The 17,804-nt window shown below is 71.9% G+C and carries 14 protein-coding genes; 6 read left to right on the forward strand and 8 right to left on the reverse strand.

Annotated features, from left to right (window positions below):
* Positions 1 to 122: 122 nt before the first annotated feature.
* Positions 123 to 1,046 (reverse strand): serine hydrolase, encoded by a 924-nt coding sequence (locus ACZ4TO_RS13865; protein ID WP_382789852.1) that lies wholly within the window; start codon positions 1,044 to 1,046, stop codon positions 123 to 125.
* Between the two features lie 520 nt (positions 1,047 to 1,566).
* On the opposite strand from ACZ4TO_RS13865, the gene ACZ4TO_RS13870 reads away from it, so the two are divergent.
* A complete protein-coding gene (locus tag ACZ4TO_RS13870; RefSeq protein ID WP_468024243.1) occupies positions 1,567 to 2,370 on the forward strand; it encodes an endonuclease I family protein in 804 nt (267 codons plus the stop codon).
* 82 nt (positions 2,371 to 2,452) lie between these two features.
* Here ACZ4TO_RS13870 and ACZ4TO_RS13875 read toward each other — a convergent pair whose 3' ends face one another.
* The 3 genes from ACZ4TO_RS13875 to ACZ4TO_RS13885 form a co-directional block, all read right to left on the reverse strand.
* A complete protein-coding gene (locus ACZ4TO_RS13875; protein ID WP_382789856.1) occupies positions 2,453 to 4,138 on the reverse strand; it encodes a thiamine pyrophosphate-binding protein in 1,686 nt (561 codons plus the stop codon).
* On the reverse strand, positions 4,135 to 5,103 hold the full coding sequence (speB, locus tag ACZ4TO_RS13880) for an agmatinase (protein WP_339129477.1): 969 nt from the start codon (positions 5,101 to 5,103) through the stop codon (positions 4,135 to 4,137). Before speB ends, ACZ4TO_RS13875 begins: the two co-directional genes overlap by 4 nt.
* 63 nt (positions 5,104 to 5,166) lie before the next feature.
* Positions 5,167 to 6,630 (reverse strand): sodium:solute symporter family protein, encoded by a 1,464-nt coding sequence (locus ACZ4TO_RS13885; protein WP_382789859.1) that lies wholly within the window; start codon positions 6,628 to 6,630, stop codon positions 5,167 to 5,169.
* A 280-nt stretch (positions 6,631 to 6,910) separates the two neighbouring features.
* Here ACZ4TO_RS13885 and ACZ4TO_RS13890 point away from each other — a divergent pair, with 280 nt between their 5' ends.
* Together ACZ4TO_RS13890 and ACZ4TO_RS13895 are read left to right on the forward strand one after the other, a co-directional pair.
* Positions 6,911 to 8,545, forward strand: a complete 1,635-nt coding sequence (locus tag ACZ4TO_RS13890) for a PucR family transcriptional regulator (RefSeq protein WP_468024375.1) — start codon at positions 6,911 to 6,913, stop codon at positions 8,543 to 8,545.
* Between the two features lie 62 nt (positions 8,546 to 8,607).
* Complete coding sequence (locus tag ACZ4TO_RS13895; RefSeq protein WP_382789862.1) at positions 8,608 to 9,396, forward strand: phosphatase; 789 nt, start codon at positions 8,608 to 8,610, stop codon at positions 9,394 to 9,396.
* Positions 9,397 to 9,431: 35 nt separating this feature from the next.
* Here the strand turns inward: ACZ4TO_RS13895 and ACZ4TO_RS13900 are convergent, their stop codons facing one another.
* The 4 genes from ACZ4TO_RS13900 to ACZ4TO_RS13915 form a co-directional block, all read right to left on the reverse strand.
* Positions 9,432 to 10,403 carry a cation diffusion facilitator family transporter gene (locus tag ACZ4TO_RS13900; protein ID WP_468024244.1) on the reverse strand — a complete coding sequence of 324 codons (972 nt, stop codon included), beginning with the start codon at positions 10,401 to 10,403 and terminating at the stop codon, positions 9,432 to 9,434.
* 24 nt (positions 10,404 to 10,427) lie between these two features.
* Positions 10,428 to 11,300, reverse strand: coding sequence for an acyl-CoA thioesterase II (tesB, locus tag ACZ4TO_RS13905; protein ID WP_382789867.1), 873 nt, complete (start codon positions 11,298 to 11,300; stop codon positions 10,428 to 10,430).
* 34 nt (positions 11,301 to 11,334) lie between these two features.
* Complete coding sequence (locus ACZ4TO_RS13910; protein WP_351861650.1) at positions 11,335 to 12,492, reverse strand: acyl-CoA dehydrogenase family protein; 1,158 nt, start codon at positions 12,490 to 12,492, stop codon at positions 11,335 to 11,337.
* A gap of 109 nt (positions 12,493 to 12,601) precedes the next feature.
* Entirely contained in the window at positions 12,602 to 13,204 is a 603-nt protein-coding gene (locus ACZ4TO_RS13915; RefSeq protein ID WP_382789871.1) for an SACE_7040 family transcriptional regulator, read from the reverse strand.
* A gap of 96 nt (positions 13,205 to 13,300) precedes the next feature.
* On the opposite strand from ACZ4TO_RS13915, the gene ACZ4TO_RS13920 reads away from it, so the two are divergent.
* From ACZ4TO_RS13920 to ACZ4TO_RS13930, 3 genes are read left to right on the forward strand one after another with little or no spacing between them, the layout of a single operon-like run.
* Positions 13,301 to 14,917, forward strand: coding sequence for a carboxyl transferase domain-containing protein (locus ACZ4TO_RS13920; protein ID WP_382789874.1), 1,617 nt, complete (start codon positions 13,301 to 13,303; stop codon positions 14,915 to 14,917).
* Between the two features lie 8 nt (positions 14,918 to 14,925).
* Positions 14,926 to 16,857, forward strand: coding sequence for an acetyl/propionyl/methylcrotonyl-CoA carboxylase subunit alpha (locus ACZ4TO_RS13925; RefSeq protein ID WP_468024245.1), 1,932 nt, complete (start codon positions 14,926 to 14,928; stop codon positions 16,855 to 16,857).
* Positions 16,854 to 17,798: a hydroxymethylglutaryl-CoA lyase gene (locus ACZ4TO_RS13930; protein ID WP_468024246.1), complete on the forward strand. Its 945-nt coding sequence runs from the start codon at positions 16,854 to 16,856 to the stop codon at positions 17,796 to 17,798. The genes ACZ4TO_RS13925 and ACZ4TO_RS13930 overlap by 4 nt, the downstream gene beginning before the upstream one ends.
* The last annotated feature ends 6 nt before the right edge of the window (positions 17,799 to 17,804 follow it).

The following is a 17,804-nucleotide window of genomic DNA, read 5'->3' on the forward strand; positions in this document are numbered from 1 at the left end:
GATTTCATCCCTCCGCAACAATCGTCCGCCCGCCGGGCCGGTGGCCGGGCGGGCGGACGACGGAGTTCGAAAGGCAGTACGAAAGGGCGTGAGAGGTGCCGACGCGGGCTCCCCGGCCCCGGTCAGCCCGCCGGGACGGCCGGGAAGGCCTCCGTCGGCTGCGAGGTCGGCGTGAACCGCTGGGGGGCGACGCTGGTCGGCACGAGGTCCTTGTGGATGACCTTGGCGACGGCCTGGATGGTGGCGACGCCGTAGTCCATGGTGCTGCTGCCGACGGTGAGCACCGACATCATGTAGTCACGGCCGCCGCCGTTGAACGTGCCGAGGCTGTGCACCCGCCAGGCGTTCGAGGAGCGCGAGAGCCAGCCGTTCTTGACGTGCACGGCGACCGTCGAGGGCGCCCCGGCCGGCGTCCCCCAGCGCTGCGAGGAGACGACCTGACCCATGAGCTTCAGGATGTACGCGCGCGAGTTGTCGCTCAGCACCGTGTTCTTGGCGGTGACGAGCTTGAGCAGCTTCTGCTCGTCGGTGACGTTGATCTGGGTCAGACCCCAGTAGCCGCCGGTGCCGGGCGTGGTCTTCGTCATCCCGGCCGCGGTCAGGAAGCCCTTGATCTTCGTCAGACCGAGCTGGTTCCACAGCTTGGTCGTCGAGGCGTTGTCCGACTGGGTGATCATCTTGGTGGCGAGCGAGGTCTCGGTGCTCGTCAGATAGCGGTTGTGCTTCTTCGCGTCCCACAGCAGCGTGGCGAGGACGGTGACCTTCACCGTGCTGGCCGAGTCGAACGAGGTGGTGGCGCGGAGCGTGCAGGTGGTGTTGGTGGAGCGGTCGTACAGTCCGACCGCGACGGTGCCCCTGCGGTTCGCGAGCGCCGCGGTGATGTCCGTCTGCAGCTTGGCGGCCAGGCCGGCCTTGCTCGACGTACAGCTGACCGTCGGCGCCGGCGCGGCACCGGCCGGGGCCGCGGCGATCGCGATCGGCACGATCACCGCGGCACCGAGGCTCGTTGCGAGCACACGGGCAGCCCGGGATATCCGGTGAGTCATGGAGGCTTCCCATCCCCTTGAAGCGATACGGAGCGCGCCAAGGGCGCGCTCGCATCGAAGACTCACGGGGGCACCCGATAGTTGTACAGATGTTCCGGGCACGGGAGTTCGGGACCGGGGCTGAACATCTCGGATATCTCGGATAGTTCAGGGCGAAAGGTGCCTCGGGCCCGGCAGGCACTGCGGGCCCCGCAGGCACCGCACACGCCGGGGGGCACGCGCCGCAGGCGCCACCGACACCACGAGGGGCAGGCGCGGCCGAAACCGCGGGCACCCGGGCGACGCACGGCAGCCGTCCCTCCGAAGCGGCCGGGCCGGCGGGGCGTCCTGGCGTGACGGCCCGGCAACCCCCGACCGATTCGGCCGGAGGCCACCCGTTCCGTCATGTCCCGCGAAGAACAACCGAGTTGTTGAATCCCGACACAGAACCAACACGCCCCCTTAACCTCCTGAACCTCATGTCCATGTCACCCTCCCGGTTATCCGCTCCATTCAACCCGCGTAGAACGGACACCCCACGATGCCCGCCACGCAGATACGCCGCTGGAAGACCCTGGCGGTGACCACCTCCGCCGTCCTCGTCGGGATCACCCTTCCGACGATGACCGCGACCCCCGCGAGCGCCACCACGACCGCGTACGACAGCACGTACTACAAGAACGCGATCGGAAAGTCCGGCACGAGCCTGAAGTCCTCGCTGCACACCATCATCAGCAGCCAGACCAAGATCTCGTACTCCGCGGTCTGGAACGCGCTGATGGCCACCGACCAGGACCCGAACAACAGCAACAACGTGATCCTGCTGTACAGCGGTGTGTCCCGGGCCAAGTCCCTCAACGGCGGCGACGTCGGCGACTGGAACCGCGAGCACACCTGGGCCAAGTCGCACGGCGACTTCGGCGAGGTGACCGGTCCGGGCACCGACCTGCATCATCTGCGTCCGGCGGACGTCCAGGTCAACAGCATCCGCGGCAACCTGGACTTCGACAACGGCGGCAGCGCGGTCACCAACGGCGGCGGCAGCAAGGTGGACTCCGACTCCTTCGAGCCGCGCGACGCGGACAAGGGTGATGTGGCCCGCATGATCCTCTACATGGCGGTCCGCTACGAGGGCGACGACGGCTTCGCGAACCTGGAGCCCGACGAGAAGGTCAACAACGGCAGCGCCCCGTACATCGGCAAGCTCTCCGTGCTCAAGGCGTGGAACGAGGCGGACCCGCCCAGCGCCTTCGAGGAGAAGCGCAACCAGGTCATCTACGACTCCTACCAGCACAACCGCAACCCGTTCATCGACCACCCGGAGTGGGTCGAGGCGATCTGGTAGACGGGCGGTCCCGCGAGGCCCCCGGGACCCCTTCCGCGCGGAAGGGGTCCCGGGTGGCGCTCGTCCCCGGCGAGGCCGGCCCTCAGTCCAGGTGGGTCGGCGCGAACATGCGCAGCAGGGCCGGCAGGACGACCACCGAGGGGCCCGGCGTGGCCAGCGCCTTGGCCAGGTCCTCCTCCAGCGTCCCGGGAGTCGTCAGGACGCCCGGGACGCCGAAGGACTCGGCGAGGGCCACGTAGTCCGGGCGGGACAGCTCCGTCGCCGTGGCCTGGCCGAAGGCGTCGGTCATGTACTCGCGCAGGATGCCGTAGCCGCCGTCGTCGACGATCAGCCAGGTGACGTCCAGGCCGTACTGCCGGGCCGCGGCGAGTTCGGCGATCGAGTAGAGCGCACCGCCGTCGCCGGACACCGCGAGGACCGGGCGGGAGGGATCGGCCGCCGCCGCGCCGAGGGCGGCGGGGAAGCCGTAGCCGAGGCCGCCCGCGCCCTGCGCGGAGTGCATGGTGTTGCTCCCGCGCGGGTCGAAGGCCGACCACGCCCAGTACGCCAGGATCGTCATGTCCCAGAAGGACGGCGAGCCGGCCGGCAGGGCCCGGCGGACGGCCGCCAGCACGTCCTGTTCCAGGGTGAGTTCCTGGGCGGCGATGCGTTCCGCCACCCGGGCGAGGACCGTGCGCACGCGCTCGGCCGCCGACGGGTCGGGGCGCTCCTCCACCGTCTCCAGGAGCGCGGACAGCGCGAGGCGCGCGTCCGCGTGGATGCCGATCGCCGGGTGGTTGGACTCCAGCTTGCCGAGGTCGGCCTCGATCTGGATCACCCGGCCGCGGGGCTTGAACGTGTGGTAGTTCGAGGACAGTTCACCGAGACCGGACCCGACGACCAGCAGGACGTCCGCGTCCTCCAGGAAGTCGGTGGTGTGCCGGTCCTCCAGCCAGGACTGGAGCGAGAGCGGGTGGGTCCAGGGGAAGGCGCCCTTGCCGCCGAAGGTGGTGACGACCGGCGCGTCCAGCTTCTCCGCGAGCGCCCTCAGCTTGCCGGACGCGTCGGACCGGACGACACCGCCGCCCGCGATGATCGCGGGGCGGGCCGCCGAGGACAGCAAGTGGGCCGCGAGCGCGGTCAGTTCGGGGCGCGGGACGACGTCCTCGGGGGTCGCGTCCATCGCCGTGACCTGCGGCAGGTGGGTCTCCGCGAGCAGGACGTCCTGCGGGATCTCCACCCACACCGGCCCGTGCGGGGCGGTCAGCGCCGACTCCCAGGCCGCCGCGATGGCGGAGGGGATCTGCGACTGCGTACGGACCGTGTGGACGGACTTGACGACACCCCTGAACGACGCCTGCTGGTCGGGGAGTTCGTGGAGGTAGCCGTGCCGGCCGCCGCCGAGTCCCGCGGTCGGGATCTGGCTGCTGATGGCGAGGACGGGGGCCGAGGCGGCCCTGGCCTCCTGGAGCGCGGCGAGCGAGGTCAGCGCCCCGGGGCCGGTGGAGAGCAGCAGCGGGGCCGCCTCACCGGTGATCCGGCCGTAGGCGTCCGCCGCGAATCCGGCGTTGTTCTCGACGCGCAGACCGATGTAGCGGAGCGAGGAGCGGCGCAGCGCGTCGAACATGCCGAGCGCGTGCTGGCCCGGCAGTCCGAAGACGGTCGTCGCGCCGAGACCGGAGAGGGTCTCCACGACCAGGTCTCCGCCGTTGCGGCCGGGGGGCGGGTTGAGCGCGGCCTCCGTCTGCGCCGCCGTCGGACGGAGAACCAGGTCGTGGTCGTGGGTCACTTGCTCCGGGCCTCCGCGATCTGGCGGGACATGATGGTGGTCAGTTCGTACGCGGTGTGGGACGCGGCCACCGCGGTGATCTCGGCGTGGTCGTAGGCCGGGGCGACCTCGACGACGTCGGCCGAGACCAGGTTGCAGGACGACAGTCCGCGCAGGATCTCCAGGAGCTCGCGGGAGGTCATGCCGCCCGCCTCCGGGGTGCCGGTGCCGGGCGCGTGCGCCGGGTCGAGGCAGTCGATGTCGATGGAGATGTAGAGCGGGCGGTTCCCGATGCGCTGGCGGAGCTGGTCGGCGACCTCGTCGGCGCCGCGGCGGTAGATGTCCGCCGAGGTGACGATGCCGAAGCCCATCTTCTCGTCGTCGGTGAGGTCCTGCTTGCCGTACAGCGGGCCGCGGGTGCCGACGTGGGAGAGGGCCGAGGTGTCGAGGATGCCCTCCTCGACGGCGCGGCGGAACGGGGTGCCGTGGGTGTACTCGGCGCCGAAGTAGGTGTCCCAGGTGTCGAGGTGCGCGTCGAAGTGGAGCAGGGCGACCGGGCCGTGCTTCTTGGCGACCGAGCGCAGCAGGGGCAGCGCGATGGTGTGGTCGCCGCCGAGGGTCATCAGGCGGGCGCCGGTGCCGAGCAGTTCGTCGGCGGCGGCCTCCACCGTCTCCACGGCCTCGTTGATGTTGAACGGGTTCGCCGCGATGTCACCGGCGTCCGCGACCTGCGCGAGGGCGAACGGGGAGGCGTCCTGCGCCGGGTTGTAGGGCCGCAGCAGCCGGGACGCCTCGCGGATCGCGTTGCCGCCGAAGCGGGCGCCCGGCCGGTACGAGACGCCGGAGTCGAACGGCACACCGACGACGGCGACGTCGGCGGTGCCGACCTCGTCGAGGCGCGGCAGCCGGGCGAAGGTCGCGGGACCGGCGTACCGCGGGACGCGGGAGGAATCGACGGGACCGCGGGGCGTCTCGTTGCTGCTCATGGGGTTTTGCCTTCTTTCCTACGCTTCGTCGCGTATGTACAACTAAGTACAAGTAACACGACTCTACTGGTGAACCGGGACCGGCTCGGACAGGGGTTCGGCGTCACGGCCGGCGAGCCGCTCCCGCCAAGTGGCCAGTACCGCGGCGTCGGTCGCCGGGGTGGCCAGCGAGACGATCACGTAGGCGGCCAGGGAGAGGAGCAGTCCGTAGTAGACGGGCTCGTTCGCGAGGATGCCGTACGTGGCCATCAGGCCGATGACCGCGACGCCGCCGACGACGACGGAGGCGAGCGCTCCGTGGACCGTGCCGCGCTTCCACAGCAGTCCGCCGAGGATCGGGACGAGCAGACCGCCGACGAGCAGGTTGTAGGCGACGGTCAGCGCCTCGACGACGTTGTTGAGCGCGATCGCCGTGCAGATCACGGCGATGCCCATGACCAGGATGAAGGCGCGGTTGCCCTTGACCTCGTCGTGCTCCTCGCCCGCGTCGCGCTTCACGGCGCCGCGCAGCCGGGACCAGATGTCGTTGTTGGCGACGGTGGCGCAGGCGATCAGGGCGCCGGAGGAGGTGGACATCACGGCGGCGAGGGCCGCGGCGAGGACCAGTCCGCGCACGCCGACCGGGAGTTCGTCCTTGACGATGGTCGCGAAGGCGGTGTCGGCGCTGGGCAGCTTCGGGTACATGACCTTGGCGGCGGTGCCGATGACGGCGCCGGCGAGGGCGTAGACCAGGCAGTAGGTGCCGGCGACGGTGCCGCCCCACTTGGCGGTGCGGTCGTTGCGCGCGGTGAAGACGCGCTGCCAGATGTCCTGCCCGATCAGCATGCCGAACGTGTAGATCAGCACGTAGGTGAAGATCGTCTCGCCGCCGATGCCCAGCGGGTCGAAGTACTCGGTGGGCAGCTTGGCCTTCATCGCGGAGAAGCCGCCCGCCTTGACCACCGCGATGGGCAGCAGCAGGAGCAGCACGCCGATCGTCTTGACGACGAACTGCACCATGTCGGTGAGCGTGATCGACCACATGCCGCCGAGCGTCGAGTACGCGACGACGATCGAGCCGCCCAGGATGATCGCGAGCGTCCGGTTCATGTCGAAGAGGACGTCGAAGATCGTGGCGTACGCGATGGTCGAGGTGACCGCGAGCATCAGGGTGTACGCCCACATGACGACACCGGATATGAGGCCGGCCCGGCCGCCGTAGCGCAGGTCGAGCATCTCGGAGACGGTGTACACCTTGAGGCGCGCGATGCGGGCGGAGAAGAAGACGGACAGGGCCAGCAGGCCGAGGCCGATGGTGAAGACCATCCAGGCGCCCGAGAGGCCGTACTGGTAGCCGAGGCCGACGCCGCCGATGGTGGACGCGCCGCCCAGGACGATCGCGGCCATGGTGCCGGAGTACATGACGGGCCCGAGCCGTCGTCCGGCGACGAGGAAGTCGCTCTTGGACTTGGCGCGGCGCATGCCCCACCAGCCCATGGCCAGCATGCCGGCCAGATAGACGACGATCACTGTGTAGTCGACGGCCATGGGTCTCCTCCAGGTGCTCGGTGGCGTGTCGTGCGGGGGTGTGGGGGACGAGCCGGCGACTGATCACGGGGACATACGCCCGTACCCGTGACTGCCGGTCGGGACCGACCTTAGGTGGCCGGAATGCGGCTGCGAAGTGTACGTTTCATCCATTCGAACCGAACGGGATGGAGGAATCGTCCATCCCGACCCGCCGGGACGGCGCGACCGTCCGTCCCGGTCCGAACGGGATGGAGGAACCGTCCTCGTGCCGGACCCGTCGACGCCGTCCGTCCCCGCCGTGTCCGCCCCGGCCGTGCCGCCCACCCCTCCCGTACCGCTGTCGGCGCTCCTGGCCCGCGAGGACCTGGGCCTGCGCCTGATCGCCGGGCCCGCGGAGCCCGACACGGTGATCCACTGGGCGCACACCTCGGAGATGGCCGACCCCTACCCGTACCTGCTGGGCGGCGAGCTGCTGCTGACGGCGGGGGTCCACGTGCCCTCGGCGGCCGCTCCCGGCGAAGGCCCTTCCGGCGCGGACGCTCCCGGCCCGGTCGAGTACTTCGACGGCTATGTCTCCCGGATCGTCGCGGCGGGCGGCGCGGCCCTCGGGTTCGGTCTCGCGCCGGTCCACGACACGGTCCCGCCCGCCCTCGTCGCGGCCTGCGACACCCACGGGCTCCCCCTGCTGGAGGTCCCGCCCCGGACGACGTTCTCCGGGGTCGCCCGCGCGGTGTGGCAGCTCATGGCCCAGGCCCGGCTGGCCGAGCTGCGCCGGGTGACCGAGGCCCAGCAGAGCCTGGCGGCCGCCGCGGCCCGCCCCGATCCGGTCCCGGCGGTCCTGCGCCAGCTCGCCCGGCGGGTGAACGGCTGGGCGGCGCTGTACGGCCCGGAGGGCACGGAACTGGCCCACGCCGGAACCGTCCCGCCGCCCGGCCCGGTCCCGCCGCCCGGCCCTCCGAAGGCGCCCCGCCCCGGCCCGGCGGCTCCCGCCCCCTCGGGCGGCGGGGTGTCCCCCGAGGACGTGCTCGGCGAGCTCGCCGGTGTCGTGCGGCCCCGTGAGGCCCAGGGGCCCGCCCCGTCCTCGGCCACCGACACCGTGGGCGGGGTCCACCTCACGGCCTACGCCCTCGGCAGCGGCCAGGGCTTCGTCCTGGGCGTCGCCGCACCGCGCCGCGACCCCGGCGACCACACGATCGCCTCCGTCGCGTCCGTCCTGCTCTCCCTGCTCACCGGGGAGCACCAGAGCGCGAGCGCCGCCGGGCGGTCGGCGGCCCTGGTGCGGCTGCTGCTCGGGGCGGCGCCCGAGGCCGTGGCACCGCTGCTCGGCGGGGAGCGGTGGGTGGTCGTGCACGCCCGCCCCGCCGGGGACGGCCCCGCCCCGGACACCGTCGCGGCGTCCGCGCTCGCGGCCGCGCTGGGCTCCGCCCTGGTGGACGTGGACGGCGACGTCGTCCGTGTCCTGGTCCCCGGCGACCGCGCGCCCGCCGCGCAGCCGGGCTGGGTCTGCGGGGTCAGCGCTCCGGCGGGCCCGCACGGATGGGCGGGCGCCGACACCCAGGCGGCCCGCGCGCTGGCCCGCGCCCGCGCCACCCGGGCGGACCTGGTCCGGCACGGCGACCGTCCCGCGCTCGCCGACCTCGTCCCCCCGGCGGACGCCGAGGCCCACGCCCAGGCCCTCCTGGCTCCCGTCGCCGGGACTCCCGCCCTGACCGAGACCCTGCGCACCTGGCTCTCCCTGCACGGCAGTTGGGACCGCACGGCCATCGCCCTGTCCGTCCACCGCAACACTGTCCGCCAACGCATCGCCCGCTGCGCCGCGTTGCTGGACACGGACCTCGACGACCCGGACGTACGCATGGAGTTGTGGTTCGCGCTGCGGGAGGAGGGGACCCGGGGCGGCGGGAGCGGCGCGGCGGCCCGTACACACGAGTGACGCACGTCCCAGCGACCGGGACGGCCGCGCCCCGTGGCCGGGCGCACCGGCACAATGGTGCTATGCCGATACCCGGGACGCCCAGCCGCGCCGAACTCGTCGACCACCTCGTGAAGACCCGTATCGCGGGCGATGTCGCCACGCCCCGCGAGAACAACCTCTCCCACTACCGCAAGCTGGCGAACGGCGAGCGCAACTGGTGGCTCGGTCTGGAACTCGGCGACCGCTGGAGCGACGAGCAGGACGTGCTCGCGGTGATGGCGGAGCGGGTCGGCGTCAACGACGACCCCGAGCACCGCTACGGCCAGGACACCATCGACCCCGAGCTGACCGTGGACGCGCTGGAGCGTCTCGCCGGGCGGCTGCGCAAGGCGGCCGAGGACCGGCAGCGGGTGCTGTTCGCGACCGGTCACCCGGGCGGTCTGCTGGACGTGCACCGGGCCACGGCCGCCGCCCTGCGCGCGGCCGGCTGCGAGATCGTGGTGATCCCGGACGGTCTGCGGACGGACGAGGGGTACGTCATGCAGTTCGCGGACGTGGCGGTGCTGGAGCACGGCGCCACGCTGTGGCACACGCACTCGGGCGAGCCGATGCGCGCGATCCTCACCGCGCTGGAGCGGGAGGGCCGCCCCCTGCCCGACCTGGTCGTGGCCGACCACGGCTGGGCCGGCTACGCGGGTCAGCACGGCGTGGACTCCGTGGGCTACGCCGACTGCAACGACCCGGCGCTCTTCTGCGCCGAGTCGGAGGGCACGCTCCAGGTCGTGGTGCCGCTCGACGACCACGTCCTCAGCCCGCGCCACTACGACCCGATGACGGCGTACCTGCTGAACGAGGCCGGACTGGCCTGAGTCGCGGCCCCGGATCCCGCGGCGGGCGCCCCCGTTCACGGCCAGGGGTTGAGCCCCTCGGACCGGCGCTGGGCGTAGCCGGGGGTCGGGTCCAGGTACACCCTGCTCACGGCGGGGAACGCCGACCGGATCCGGTCCTCGGCCCGTTCGCAGGCCCACTCGATCTGGGCCGCGGTCGACGCGTCCCGGAAGTCGACCTTGGCGGCGACGAGCGCCTCGCGCGGCCCCTGCACGAGCGTGATGAGCTCCAGTACGGCCTCCACGTGCTCCACCCCCAGCAGCTCCGCCCTGATCCGCTCCCGCGCGGACTTCGGCAGCGGCCGTCCGATCAGCAGCTCCGCGTTGGAACGGCCCAGCACCCAGGCGACGTAGAGCAGCAGGAGACCGATGAGCAGCGAGGCGATGCCGTCCCAGACGCCCGATCCGGTGAGCTGGCCGCCGAGCAGCCCGCCCGCGGCGAAGACCAGGCCGACGAGTGCGGCCGAGTCCTCCATGACGACGGCCTTCACGGCGGTGTCCGGGGTGCGCCGGAAGTAGGTCTTGAAGGGGGCGTCGAGCCGGGCGGCCTCGCCGCGCGCCTGCCGCAGTCCCGTCCGCAGGGAGAAGCCCTCCAGGACGAAGGCGACGGCCAGCACGATGTACGAGACGAGCGGGTCGCCGAGTTCCTCACCCGCGACCAGGGTGTGGACACCGTCGTAGATGGAGAAGACGGCGCCGCCCACGAAGGTGGCGACGGCGGCGAGCAGGGCCCAGATGTAGCGCTCGGGGCCGTAGCCGAGCGGATGGTCCTCGTCCGCGGGCTTCTCACTGCGTTTGAGGGCGGTGAGCAGCAGCAGTTCCGTGACGGTGTCGGCGACGGAGTGTGCGGCCTCCGACAGCATCGCGCTGGAGCCGCTGATGACCCCCGCGACCGCCTTGGCGAGGGCGATCCCGAGGTTGGCGACCGCGGCGACGATCACCGTGAAGACGCTCTCGCCGCTGCCGGTGTCCTGCGGTGTGTCGGTCATGCCTCCACTTCTACCCGCGAAGGCCTACCGGGGGACGCGGACCACGCCCTCCTGGATCACCGAGATGGCCAGCCGGCCGTCCTGGGTGTAGATCCGGGCCTGGCCCAGGCCCCGGCCGCCCGACGCGGACGGCGACTCCTGGTCGTACAGGAGCCACTCGTCGGCCCGGAACGGGCGGTGGAACCACATGGCGTGGTCGAGCGAGGCGCCGACGACGTCGCCGGTCACCCAGCCGCCGCGCCCGTGGGCGAGCAGGATGGAGTCGAGGAGCGTCATGTCCGAGACGTACGTCGCGAGGACGACGTGCAGCAGCGGGTCGTCCGCGAGCTTGCCGTTGGTGCGGAACCACACCTGGGAGCGCGGTTCGCGGGGCTCGCCGACGGTGCCGTAGGGCGGCGCGTCGACGTAGCGCAGGTCGACGGACTCCCGGGCCTCCAGGATGCGCTCCACGACGTCGGCGTCGGTGAAGACGTCGGCGTAGAGCGGGAGCAGTTCGGCGGCCGTGGGCAGCGTCTCGGGGTCCGGGGCGGGCGGCATCGGGGCCTGGTGCTCCATGCCCTCCTCGTACGTCTGGAAGGACGCGGAGAGGTGGAAGATCGGCTGTCCGTGCTGGACGGCGACCACCCTGCGGGTGGTGAAGGAGCGGCCGTCGCGGATGCGGTCCACCGAGTACACGATGGGTGCGCCGGGGTCGCCGATCCGCAGGAAGTACGCGTGCAGGGAGTGGGCGAGCCGGTCCTCGGGGACCGTGCGCCCCGCGGCCACGAGGGCCTGCGCCGCGACCTGTCCGCCGAAGACCCTGGGGACCACGGCGGACCGGGAACGGCCGCGGAAGATGTTCTCCTCGATCCGCTCGAGATCGAGCAGATCGAGGAGATCCTGAAGTGCCTCGCTCATAAGGCAGTTGTACCGCGCAGTCTTTTCTCGGACCTTACAGGCCCATGTCCTTGGCGATGATCGTCTTCATGATCTCGCTGGTGCCGCCGTAGATGCGGTTGACGCGGTTGTCCGCGTACAGGCGGGCGATCGGGTACTCGTTCATGAAGCCGTAGCCGCCGTGGAGCTGGAGGCAGCGGTCGATGACGCGGTGCGCGACCTCGGTGCAGAACAGCTTGGCGCTGGCGGCCTCGGCCGGGGTCAGCTCCCCGGCGTCGAGGGCCTCCAGGGCGCGGTCGACGACGGCCTCGGCCGCGTCCACCTCGGACTGGCAGGCGGCCAGCTCGAACTTGGTGTTCTGGAAGTGGGCGACCGGCTTGCCGAAGACGGTGCGCTCCTGGACGTACTCCTTGGCGAACCGGACCGCGGCCTTGGCCTGCGCGTAGGCGCCGAAGGCGATGCCCCAGCGCTCGGAGGCGAGGTTGTGGCCGAGGTAGTAGAAGCCCTTGTTCTCCTCGCCGAGCAGGTCCTCGACGGGCACCTTCACGTCGACGAACGCCAGCTCGGCGGTGTCGGAGGTCTTCAGGCCGAGCTTGTCGAGCTTGCGGCCGATGGAGTAGCCCTCGGACTTGGTGTCCACGGCGAACAGCGAGATGCCGTGGCGGCGGTCCTCGGCGGTGGGCGCGGAGGTGCGGGCGCAGACGATCACGCGGTCGGCGTGAACGCCGCCGGTGATGAAGGTCTTGGCACCGTTGAGGACGTAGTGCGTGCCGTCCTCGGAGAGCTTGGCGGTGGTCTTCATGCCCGCGAGGTCGGAGCCGGTGCCCGGCTCGGTCATCGCGAGGGCCCACATCTCCTCGCCGGAGACGAACTTCGGCAGGAACCGCTTCTTCTGCTCGTCGCTGGCGAGCATCTTGATGTAGGGCAGGCCGAGCAGCACGTGCACGCCGGAGCCGCCGAAGGTGATGCCCGCGCGGGCGGTCTCCTCGTACACGATGGCTTCGAACTTGTACGAGTCGATGCCGGCGCCGTCGTACTCCTCGTCGACACGGATACCGAAGACGCCGAGCTCGGCGAGCTTGTAGTAGAAGTCGCGCGGCGCCTGACCGGCGGCGAGCCACTCGTCGTAGACCGGGACGACCTCGGCCTCGATGAAGGCGCGCAGGGTCTCCCGGAACGCCTCGTGGTCCTCGTTGAACACAGTACGGCGCACCGCCGCCACCTCCGCCTGGATACCTGGTGTTATGTCTAAGCGCTTGCTCAGATATGAGGTTACCCGCCGGTCACGAGCGCCGTCCAGGGGTCACCCCCCGAGACGCTCGTCACGCACCGGGGGCCACAGCGGCCGCTCCGAACGCCCCCCGTGCCATCCGGTGCAGCAGCTCCGCCGTGCCCGCGCGCCCGGGCAGCGCGCCGGGCCGCCCCAGGTGCGGGGTCGAGTTCAGGAGACCGAAGACCGAGTGGACCGCGGAGCGGGCGGCGGGCTCGGCCAGATCCGGGTACACCTCGCGCACCACCTCCACCCACAGCTCGACGTACTGGCGCTGGAGCTGGCGCACCATCTTGCGGTCGCTGTCCCGCAGGCGGTCCAGCTCGCGGTCGTGCAGGGTGATCAGAGGACGGTCGTCGAGCGCGAAGTCGATGTGTCCCTCGATGAGCGAGTCGAGGAGGCACTCGGCGCCGCCCTCGGCCTCGGCCACCCTGCGCCGGCCGCCCGTGAGCAGTTGCCCGCTGATCCCCACCAGCAGCTCGGCGAGCATCGCGTCCTTGCCGGCGAAGTGCCGGTAGAGACCGGGGCCGCTGATTCCGACCGCCGCTCCTATCTCGTCCACTCCCACGCCATGGAAGCCACGCTCGGCGAACAGCCGCGCGGCCTCCCTCAGGATCTGCTCACGCCGCGTGGGGGCGTCGGTTCTGGTGGCCATGAAAACAATTCTAGACATCACGGTTAGCGGTCGTTAACCTGAAGGAGTTGCGTTAACGCTCATTAACTGGTCGACCACTGGTGAGGGGACCGCAGGATGCAAGAGGCACCGGAGCTGACGAGCGCGGCCGATCCCGCGTCGGAGGCCTGGAGGGCCAACGAGGCGGCACACCGCGCGCTGGGCGAGGAGCTGCGCCGCAAGCTGGCCGCGGTGCGGCTCGGCGGCGGTGAGAAGGCACGGGCGCGGCACACCGCGCGCGGCAAGCTGCTCCCCCGCGACCGCGTGGACGCCCTGCTCGACCCCGGCTCCCCGTTCCTGGAGCTGGCGCCGCTCGCCGCCGACGGGATGTACGACGGCGCGGCCCCGGCCGCCGGTGTCATCGCCGGGATCGGCCGGGTGAGCGGGCGCGAGTGCGTGATCGTCGCCAACGACGCCACCGTCAAGGGCGGCACGTACTACCCGATGACGGTGAAGAAGCACCTGCGCGCCCAGGAGGTCGCGCTGGAGAACCGTCTGCCCTGTGTGTACCTCGTGGACTCCGGGGGCGCCTTCCTGCCCATGCAGGACGAGGTGTTCCCCGACCGCGAGCACTTCGGGCGGATCTTCTACAACCAGGCGCGGATGTCCGGCGCCGGGATCCCGCAGATCGCGGCCGTCCTCGGCTCCTGCACGGCCGGCGGCGCGTACGTGCCGGCGATGAGCGACGAGGCCGTGATCGTCCGCAACCAGGGGACGATCTTCCTGGGCGGGCCCCCGCTGGTGAAGGCGGCCACCGGTGAGGTGGTCACCGCCGAGGAGCTGGGCGGCGGCGAGGTCCACTCCCGGACCTCCGGCGTCACCGACCACCTCGCCGAGGACGACGCGCACGCGCTGCGGATCGTGCGCACCATCGTCTCCACCCTCCCCGCGCGCGGGAAGCTGCCCTGGGAGGTCACCGCGGCGGCCGAGCCCAAGGTCGACCCGTACGGGCTGTACGGCGCGGTGCCGGTCGACTCCCGCACCCCCTACGACGTACGCGAGGTCATCGCGCGCGTGGTCGACGGTTCCCGCTTCGCGGAGTTCAAGGCCGAGTTCGGGCAGACCCTGGTCACCGGCTTCGCCCGGATCCACGGCCACCCGGTGGGCATCGTCGCCAACAACGGCATCCTGTTCTCGGAGTCGGCCCAGAAGGGCGCCCACTTCATCGAGCTGTGCGACCAGCGCGGCATCCCGCTGGTGTTCCTGCAGAACATCTCCGGCTTCATGGTGGGCCGCCAGTACGAGGCGGGCGGCATCGCCAAGCACGGCGCGAAGATGGTGACGGCCGTCGCCTGCACCCGCGTGCCGAAGCTGACCGTCGTGATCGGCGGTTCGTACGGCGCGGGCAACTACTCGATGTGCGGCCGGGCCTATTCGCCGCGCTTCCTGTGGATGTGGCCGGGCGCCAAGATCTCGGTGATGGGCGGCGAGCAGGCCGCCTCGGTCCTCGCGACCGTCAAGCGCGACCAGATCGAGGCCCGCGGCGAGTCCTGGCCGGCCGCGGACGAGGAGGACTTCAAGGACCCGATCCGCCGCCAGTACGAGCAGCAGGGCAGCGCCTACTACGCGAGCGCCCGGCTCTGGGACGACGGCGTGATCGACCCGATGGAGACCCGGCAGGTCCTCGGACTCGCCTTGACCGCCTGCGCCAACGCGCCCCTGGGTGACCCCCAGTTCGGCGTCTTCCGGATGTGAGGGGACCCATGTTCGACACAGTGCTTGTGGCCAACCGGGGTGAGATCGCCGTACGCGTCATCCGCACCCTGCGCGCGCTCGGCGTGCGCTCGGTGGCCGTCTTCTCGGACGCGGACGCCGACGCCCGGCACGTCCGGGAGGCCGACACGGCGGTACGGATCGGACCGGCGCCCGCGTCGGAGAGCTATCTGTCGGTGGAGCGGCTACTGGAGGCGGCGGCCCGCACCGGCGCCCAGGCGGTGCACCCGGGGTACGGCTTCCTCGCCGAGAACGCCGCCTTCGCGCGGGCCTGCGCGGAGGCCGGACTGGTCTTCATCGGCCCGTCCGCCGAGGCGATCTCCCTGATGGGCGACAAGATCCGGGCCAAGGAGACGGTGAAGGCGGCCGGCGTCCCGGTCGTCCCCGGCTCCTCGGGCAGCGGTCTGACGGACGCGGAGCTGATCGCGGCCGCCCGCGAGATCGGCGTCCCGGTGCTGCTGAAGCCGAGCGCGGGCGGCGGCGGCAAGGGCATGCGCCTGGTCCGCGACACCGCCGTCCTGGCCGACGAGATCGCCGCCGCCCGGCGCGAGGCGCGCGCCTCCTTCGGCGACGACACGCTGCTCGTGGAGCGCTGGGTCGACCGGCCCCGGCACATCGAGATCCAGGTCCTGGCGGACGGGCACGGCAACGTCGTGCACCTGGGCGAGCGCGAGTGCTCCCTCCAGCGCCGCCACCAGAAGATCATCGAGGAGGCGCCCAGCGTGCTCCTCGACGAGGCCACGCGCGCCGCGATGGGCGAGGCGGCCGTCCAGGCGGCCCGCTCCTGCGGCTACCGGGGCGCGGGCACGGTGGAGTTCATCGTCCCCGGCGGCGACCCGTCCTCGTACTACTTCATGGAGATGAACACCCGCCTCCAGGTGGAGCACCCGGTCACCGAGCTGGTGACCGGCCTCGACCTCGTCGAGTGGCAGCTCCGGGTCGCCGCCGGCGAGCACCTGCCGTACGCGCAGGAGGACATCACCCTCACCGGACACGCGGTGGAGGCCCGGATCTGCGCCGAGGACCCGGCACGCGGGTTCCTCCCCTCCGGGGGCACCGTGCTCGCCCTGCGCGAGCCGCAGGGCGACGGGGTGCGCACCGACTCGGGCCTCACCGAGGGCACCGAGGTCGGCAGCCTCTACGACCCGATGCTCTCCAAGGTCATCGCGTACGGGCCCGACCGGCCCACGGCGCTGCGCAGGCTCCGGGCCGCCCTCGCCGAGACGGTCACGCTCGGGGTCCAGACCAACGCGGGCTTCCTGCGCCGGCTGCTGGCCCACCCGGACGTGGTGGCCGGCGACCTGGACACCGGTCTGGTCGAGCGGGAGGCCGACGGCCTGGTCCCGGACGGGGTGCCCGAGGAGGTGTACGAGGCGGCCGCGGCCGTCCGGCTCGCCGCCCTGGCCCCGTCGGGCGAGGGCTGGACCGACCCGTTCTCGGAGCCGAGCGGCTGGCGGCTCGGCGGCACCCCGAAGCCGGTCGGCTTCGCCCTGCGGGTCCTCGACCCGGTGGAGTACACCCCGCGCGGCACGCACACGGTCAGCGCCGACCGGGTCGCGGTGACGCTCGACGGCGTGCGGCACACCTTCCACCGGGCCGCCGACTGGATCGGCCGCGACGGAGACGCCTGGCACGTGCGCGACCACGACCCGGTGGCCGCGTCGCTCACCGGCGCCGCGCACGCCGGGGCCGACTCGCTGACCGCGCCCATGCCCGGCACGGTGACCGTCGTGAAGGTCGCCGTCGGCGACGAGGTGGCGGCCGGACAGAGCCTGCTCGTGGTCGAGGCGATGAAGATGGAGCACGTCATCTCCGCGCCGCACGCCGGGACGGTCAGCGAACTGGACGTCACCCCGGGCACGACGGTCGCCATGGACCAGGTCCTCGCGGTCATCACCCCCGCCGAGGAGGAGACGGCGTGAACACCTCCGAACTCGGCCTGCCGATGGCCATGCCCACCCAGGACCTGCCCGCCCGGGTACGGATCTACGAGGTCGGCGCGCGCGACGGGCTGCAGAACGAGAAGGCGACCGTGCCGACCGAGGTGAAGGCGGAGTTCATCCGGCGCCTCGCGGACGCGGGTCTGACCACGATCGAGGCGACCAGCTTCGTCCACCCGAAGTGGGTGCCCCAACTGGCCGACGCGGAACAGCTCTTCCCGCAGGTCGCCGACCTTCCGGTGGCGCTCCCGGTGCTGGTGCCGAACGAGCGCGGGCTGGAGCGGGCGCTCGCGCTCGGCGCCCGGCACGTGGCCGTCTTCGCCAGCGCGACGGAGTCCTTCGCGAAGGCCAACCTGAACCGGACGGTCGACGAGTCGCTCGCCATGTTCGAGCCGGTGGTGAACCGCGCCAAGGAGGCCAGGCTCTCCGTCCGCGGCTATGTCTCGATGTGCTTCGGCGACCCGTGGGAGGGACCCGTCCCGGTCCATCAGGTCGTCCGCGTCTGCAAGGCGCTGCGGGACATGGGCTGTGACGAGCTGAGCCTCGGCGACACGATCGGCGTGGCGACACCGGGCCATGTGCAGGCCCTGCTCGCCGAGCTGAACGAGGAGGGCGTGCCCACCAGCTCGCTCGGCGTGCACTTCCACGACACCTACGGCCAGGCGCTCTCCAACACCCTGGCCGCCCTCCAGCACGGCGTCGCGACGGTCGACGCCTCCGCGGGTGGCCTCGGCGGCTGCCCGTACGCGAAGTCGGCGACGGGCAACCTCGCCACGGAAGACCTCGTGTGGATGCTCCAGGGCCTCGGTATCGACACCGGGGTCGACCTCGGCCGCCTCACCGCCACCAGCGTGTGGATGGCCGGACAACTGGGCCGACCCAGCCCGTCCCGCACCGTAAAAGCCCTCTCCCACCAGGAGTGAACAGCA

The sequence above is a fragment of the Streptomyces sp. NPDC028298 genome (genome assembly GCF_055565895.1).

Excerpts from the sequence above, each read along its gene's own strand:
- ACZ4TO_RS13865 (WP_382789852.1), bottom strand. The coding sequence starts at position 1,046 with ATGACTCACCGGATATCCCGGGCTGCCCGTGTGCTCGCAACGAGCCTC.
- ACZ4TO_RS13870 (WP_468024243.1), top strand. The coding sequence starts at position 1,567 with ATGCCCGCCACGCAGATACGCCGCTGGAAGACCCTGGCGGTGACCACC.
- speB (WP_339129477.1), bottom strand. The coding sequence starts at position 5,103 with ATGAGCAGCAACGAGACGCCCCGCGGTCCCGTCGATTCCTCCCGCGTC.
- ACZ4TO_RS13885 (WP_382789859.1), bottom strand. The coding sequence starts at position 6,630 with ATGGCCGTCGACTACACAGTGATCGTCGTCTATCTGGCCGGCATGCTG.
- ACZ4TO_RS13895 (WP_382789862.1), top strand. The coding sequence starts at position 8,608 with ATGCCGATACCCGGGACGCCCAGCCGCGCCGAACTCGTCGACCACCTC.
- ACZ4TO_RS13900 (WP_468024244.1), bottom strand. The coding sequence starts at position 10,403 with ATGACCGACACACCGCAGGACACCGGCAGCGGCGAGAGCGTCTTCACG.
- tesB (WP_382789867.1), bottom strand. The coding sequence starts at position 11,300 with ATGAGCGAGGCACTTCAGGATCTCCTCGATCTGCTCGATCTCGAGCGG.
- ACZ4TO_RS13915 (WP_382789871.1), bottom strand. The coding sequence starts at position 13,204 with ATGGCCACCAGAACCGACGCCCCCACGCGGCGTGAGCAGATCCTGAGG.
- ACZ4TO_RS13920 (WP_382789874.1), top strand. The coding sequence starts at position 13,301 with ATGCAAGAGGCACCGGAGCTGACGAGCGCGGCCGATCCCGCGTCGGAG.
- ACZ4TO_RS13925 (WP_468024245.1), top strand. The coding sequence starts at position 14,926 with ATGTTCGACACAGTGCTTGTGGCCAACCGGGGTGAGATCGCCGTACGC.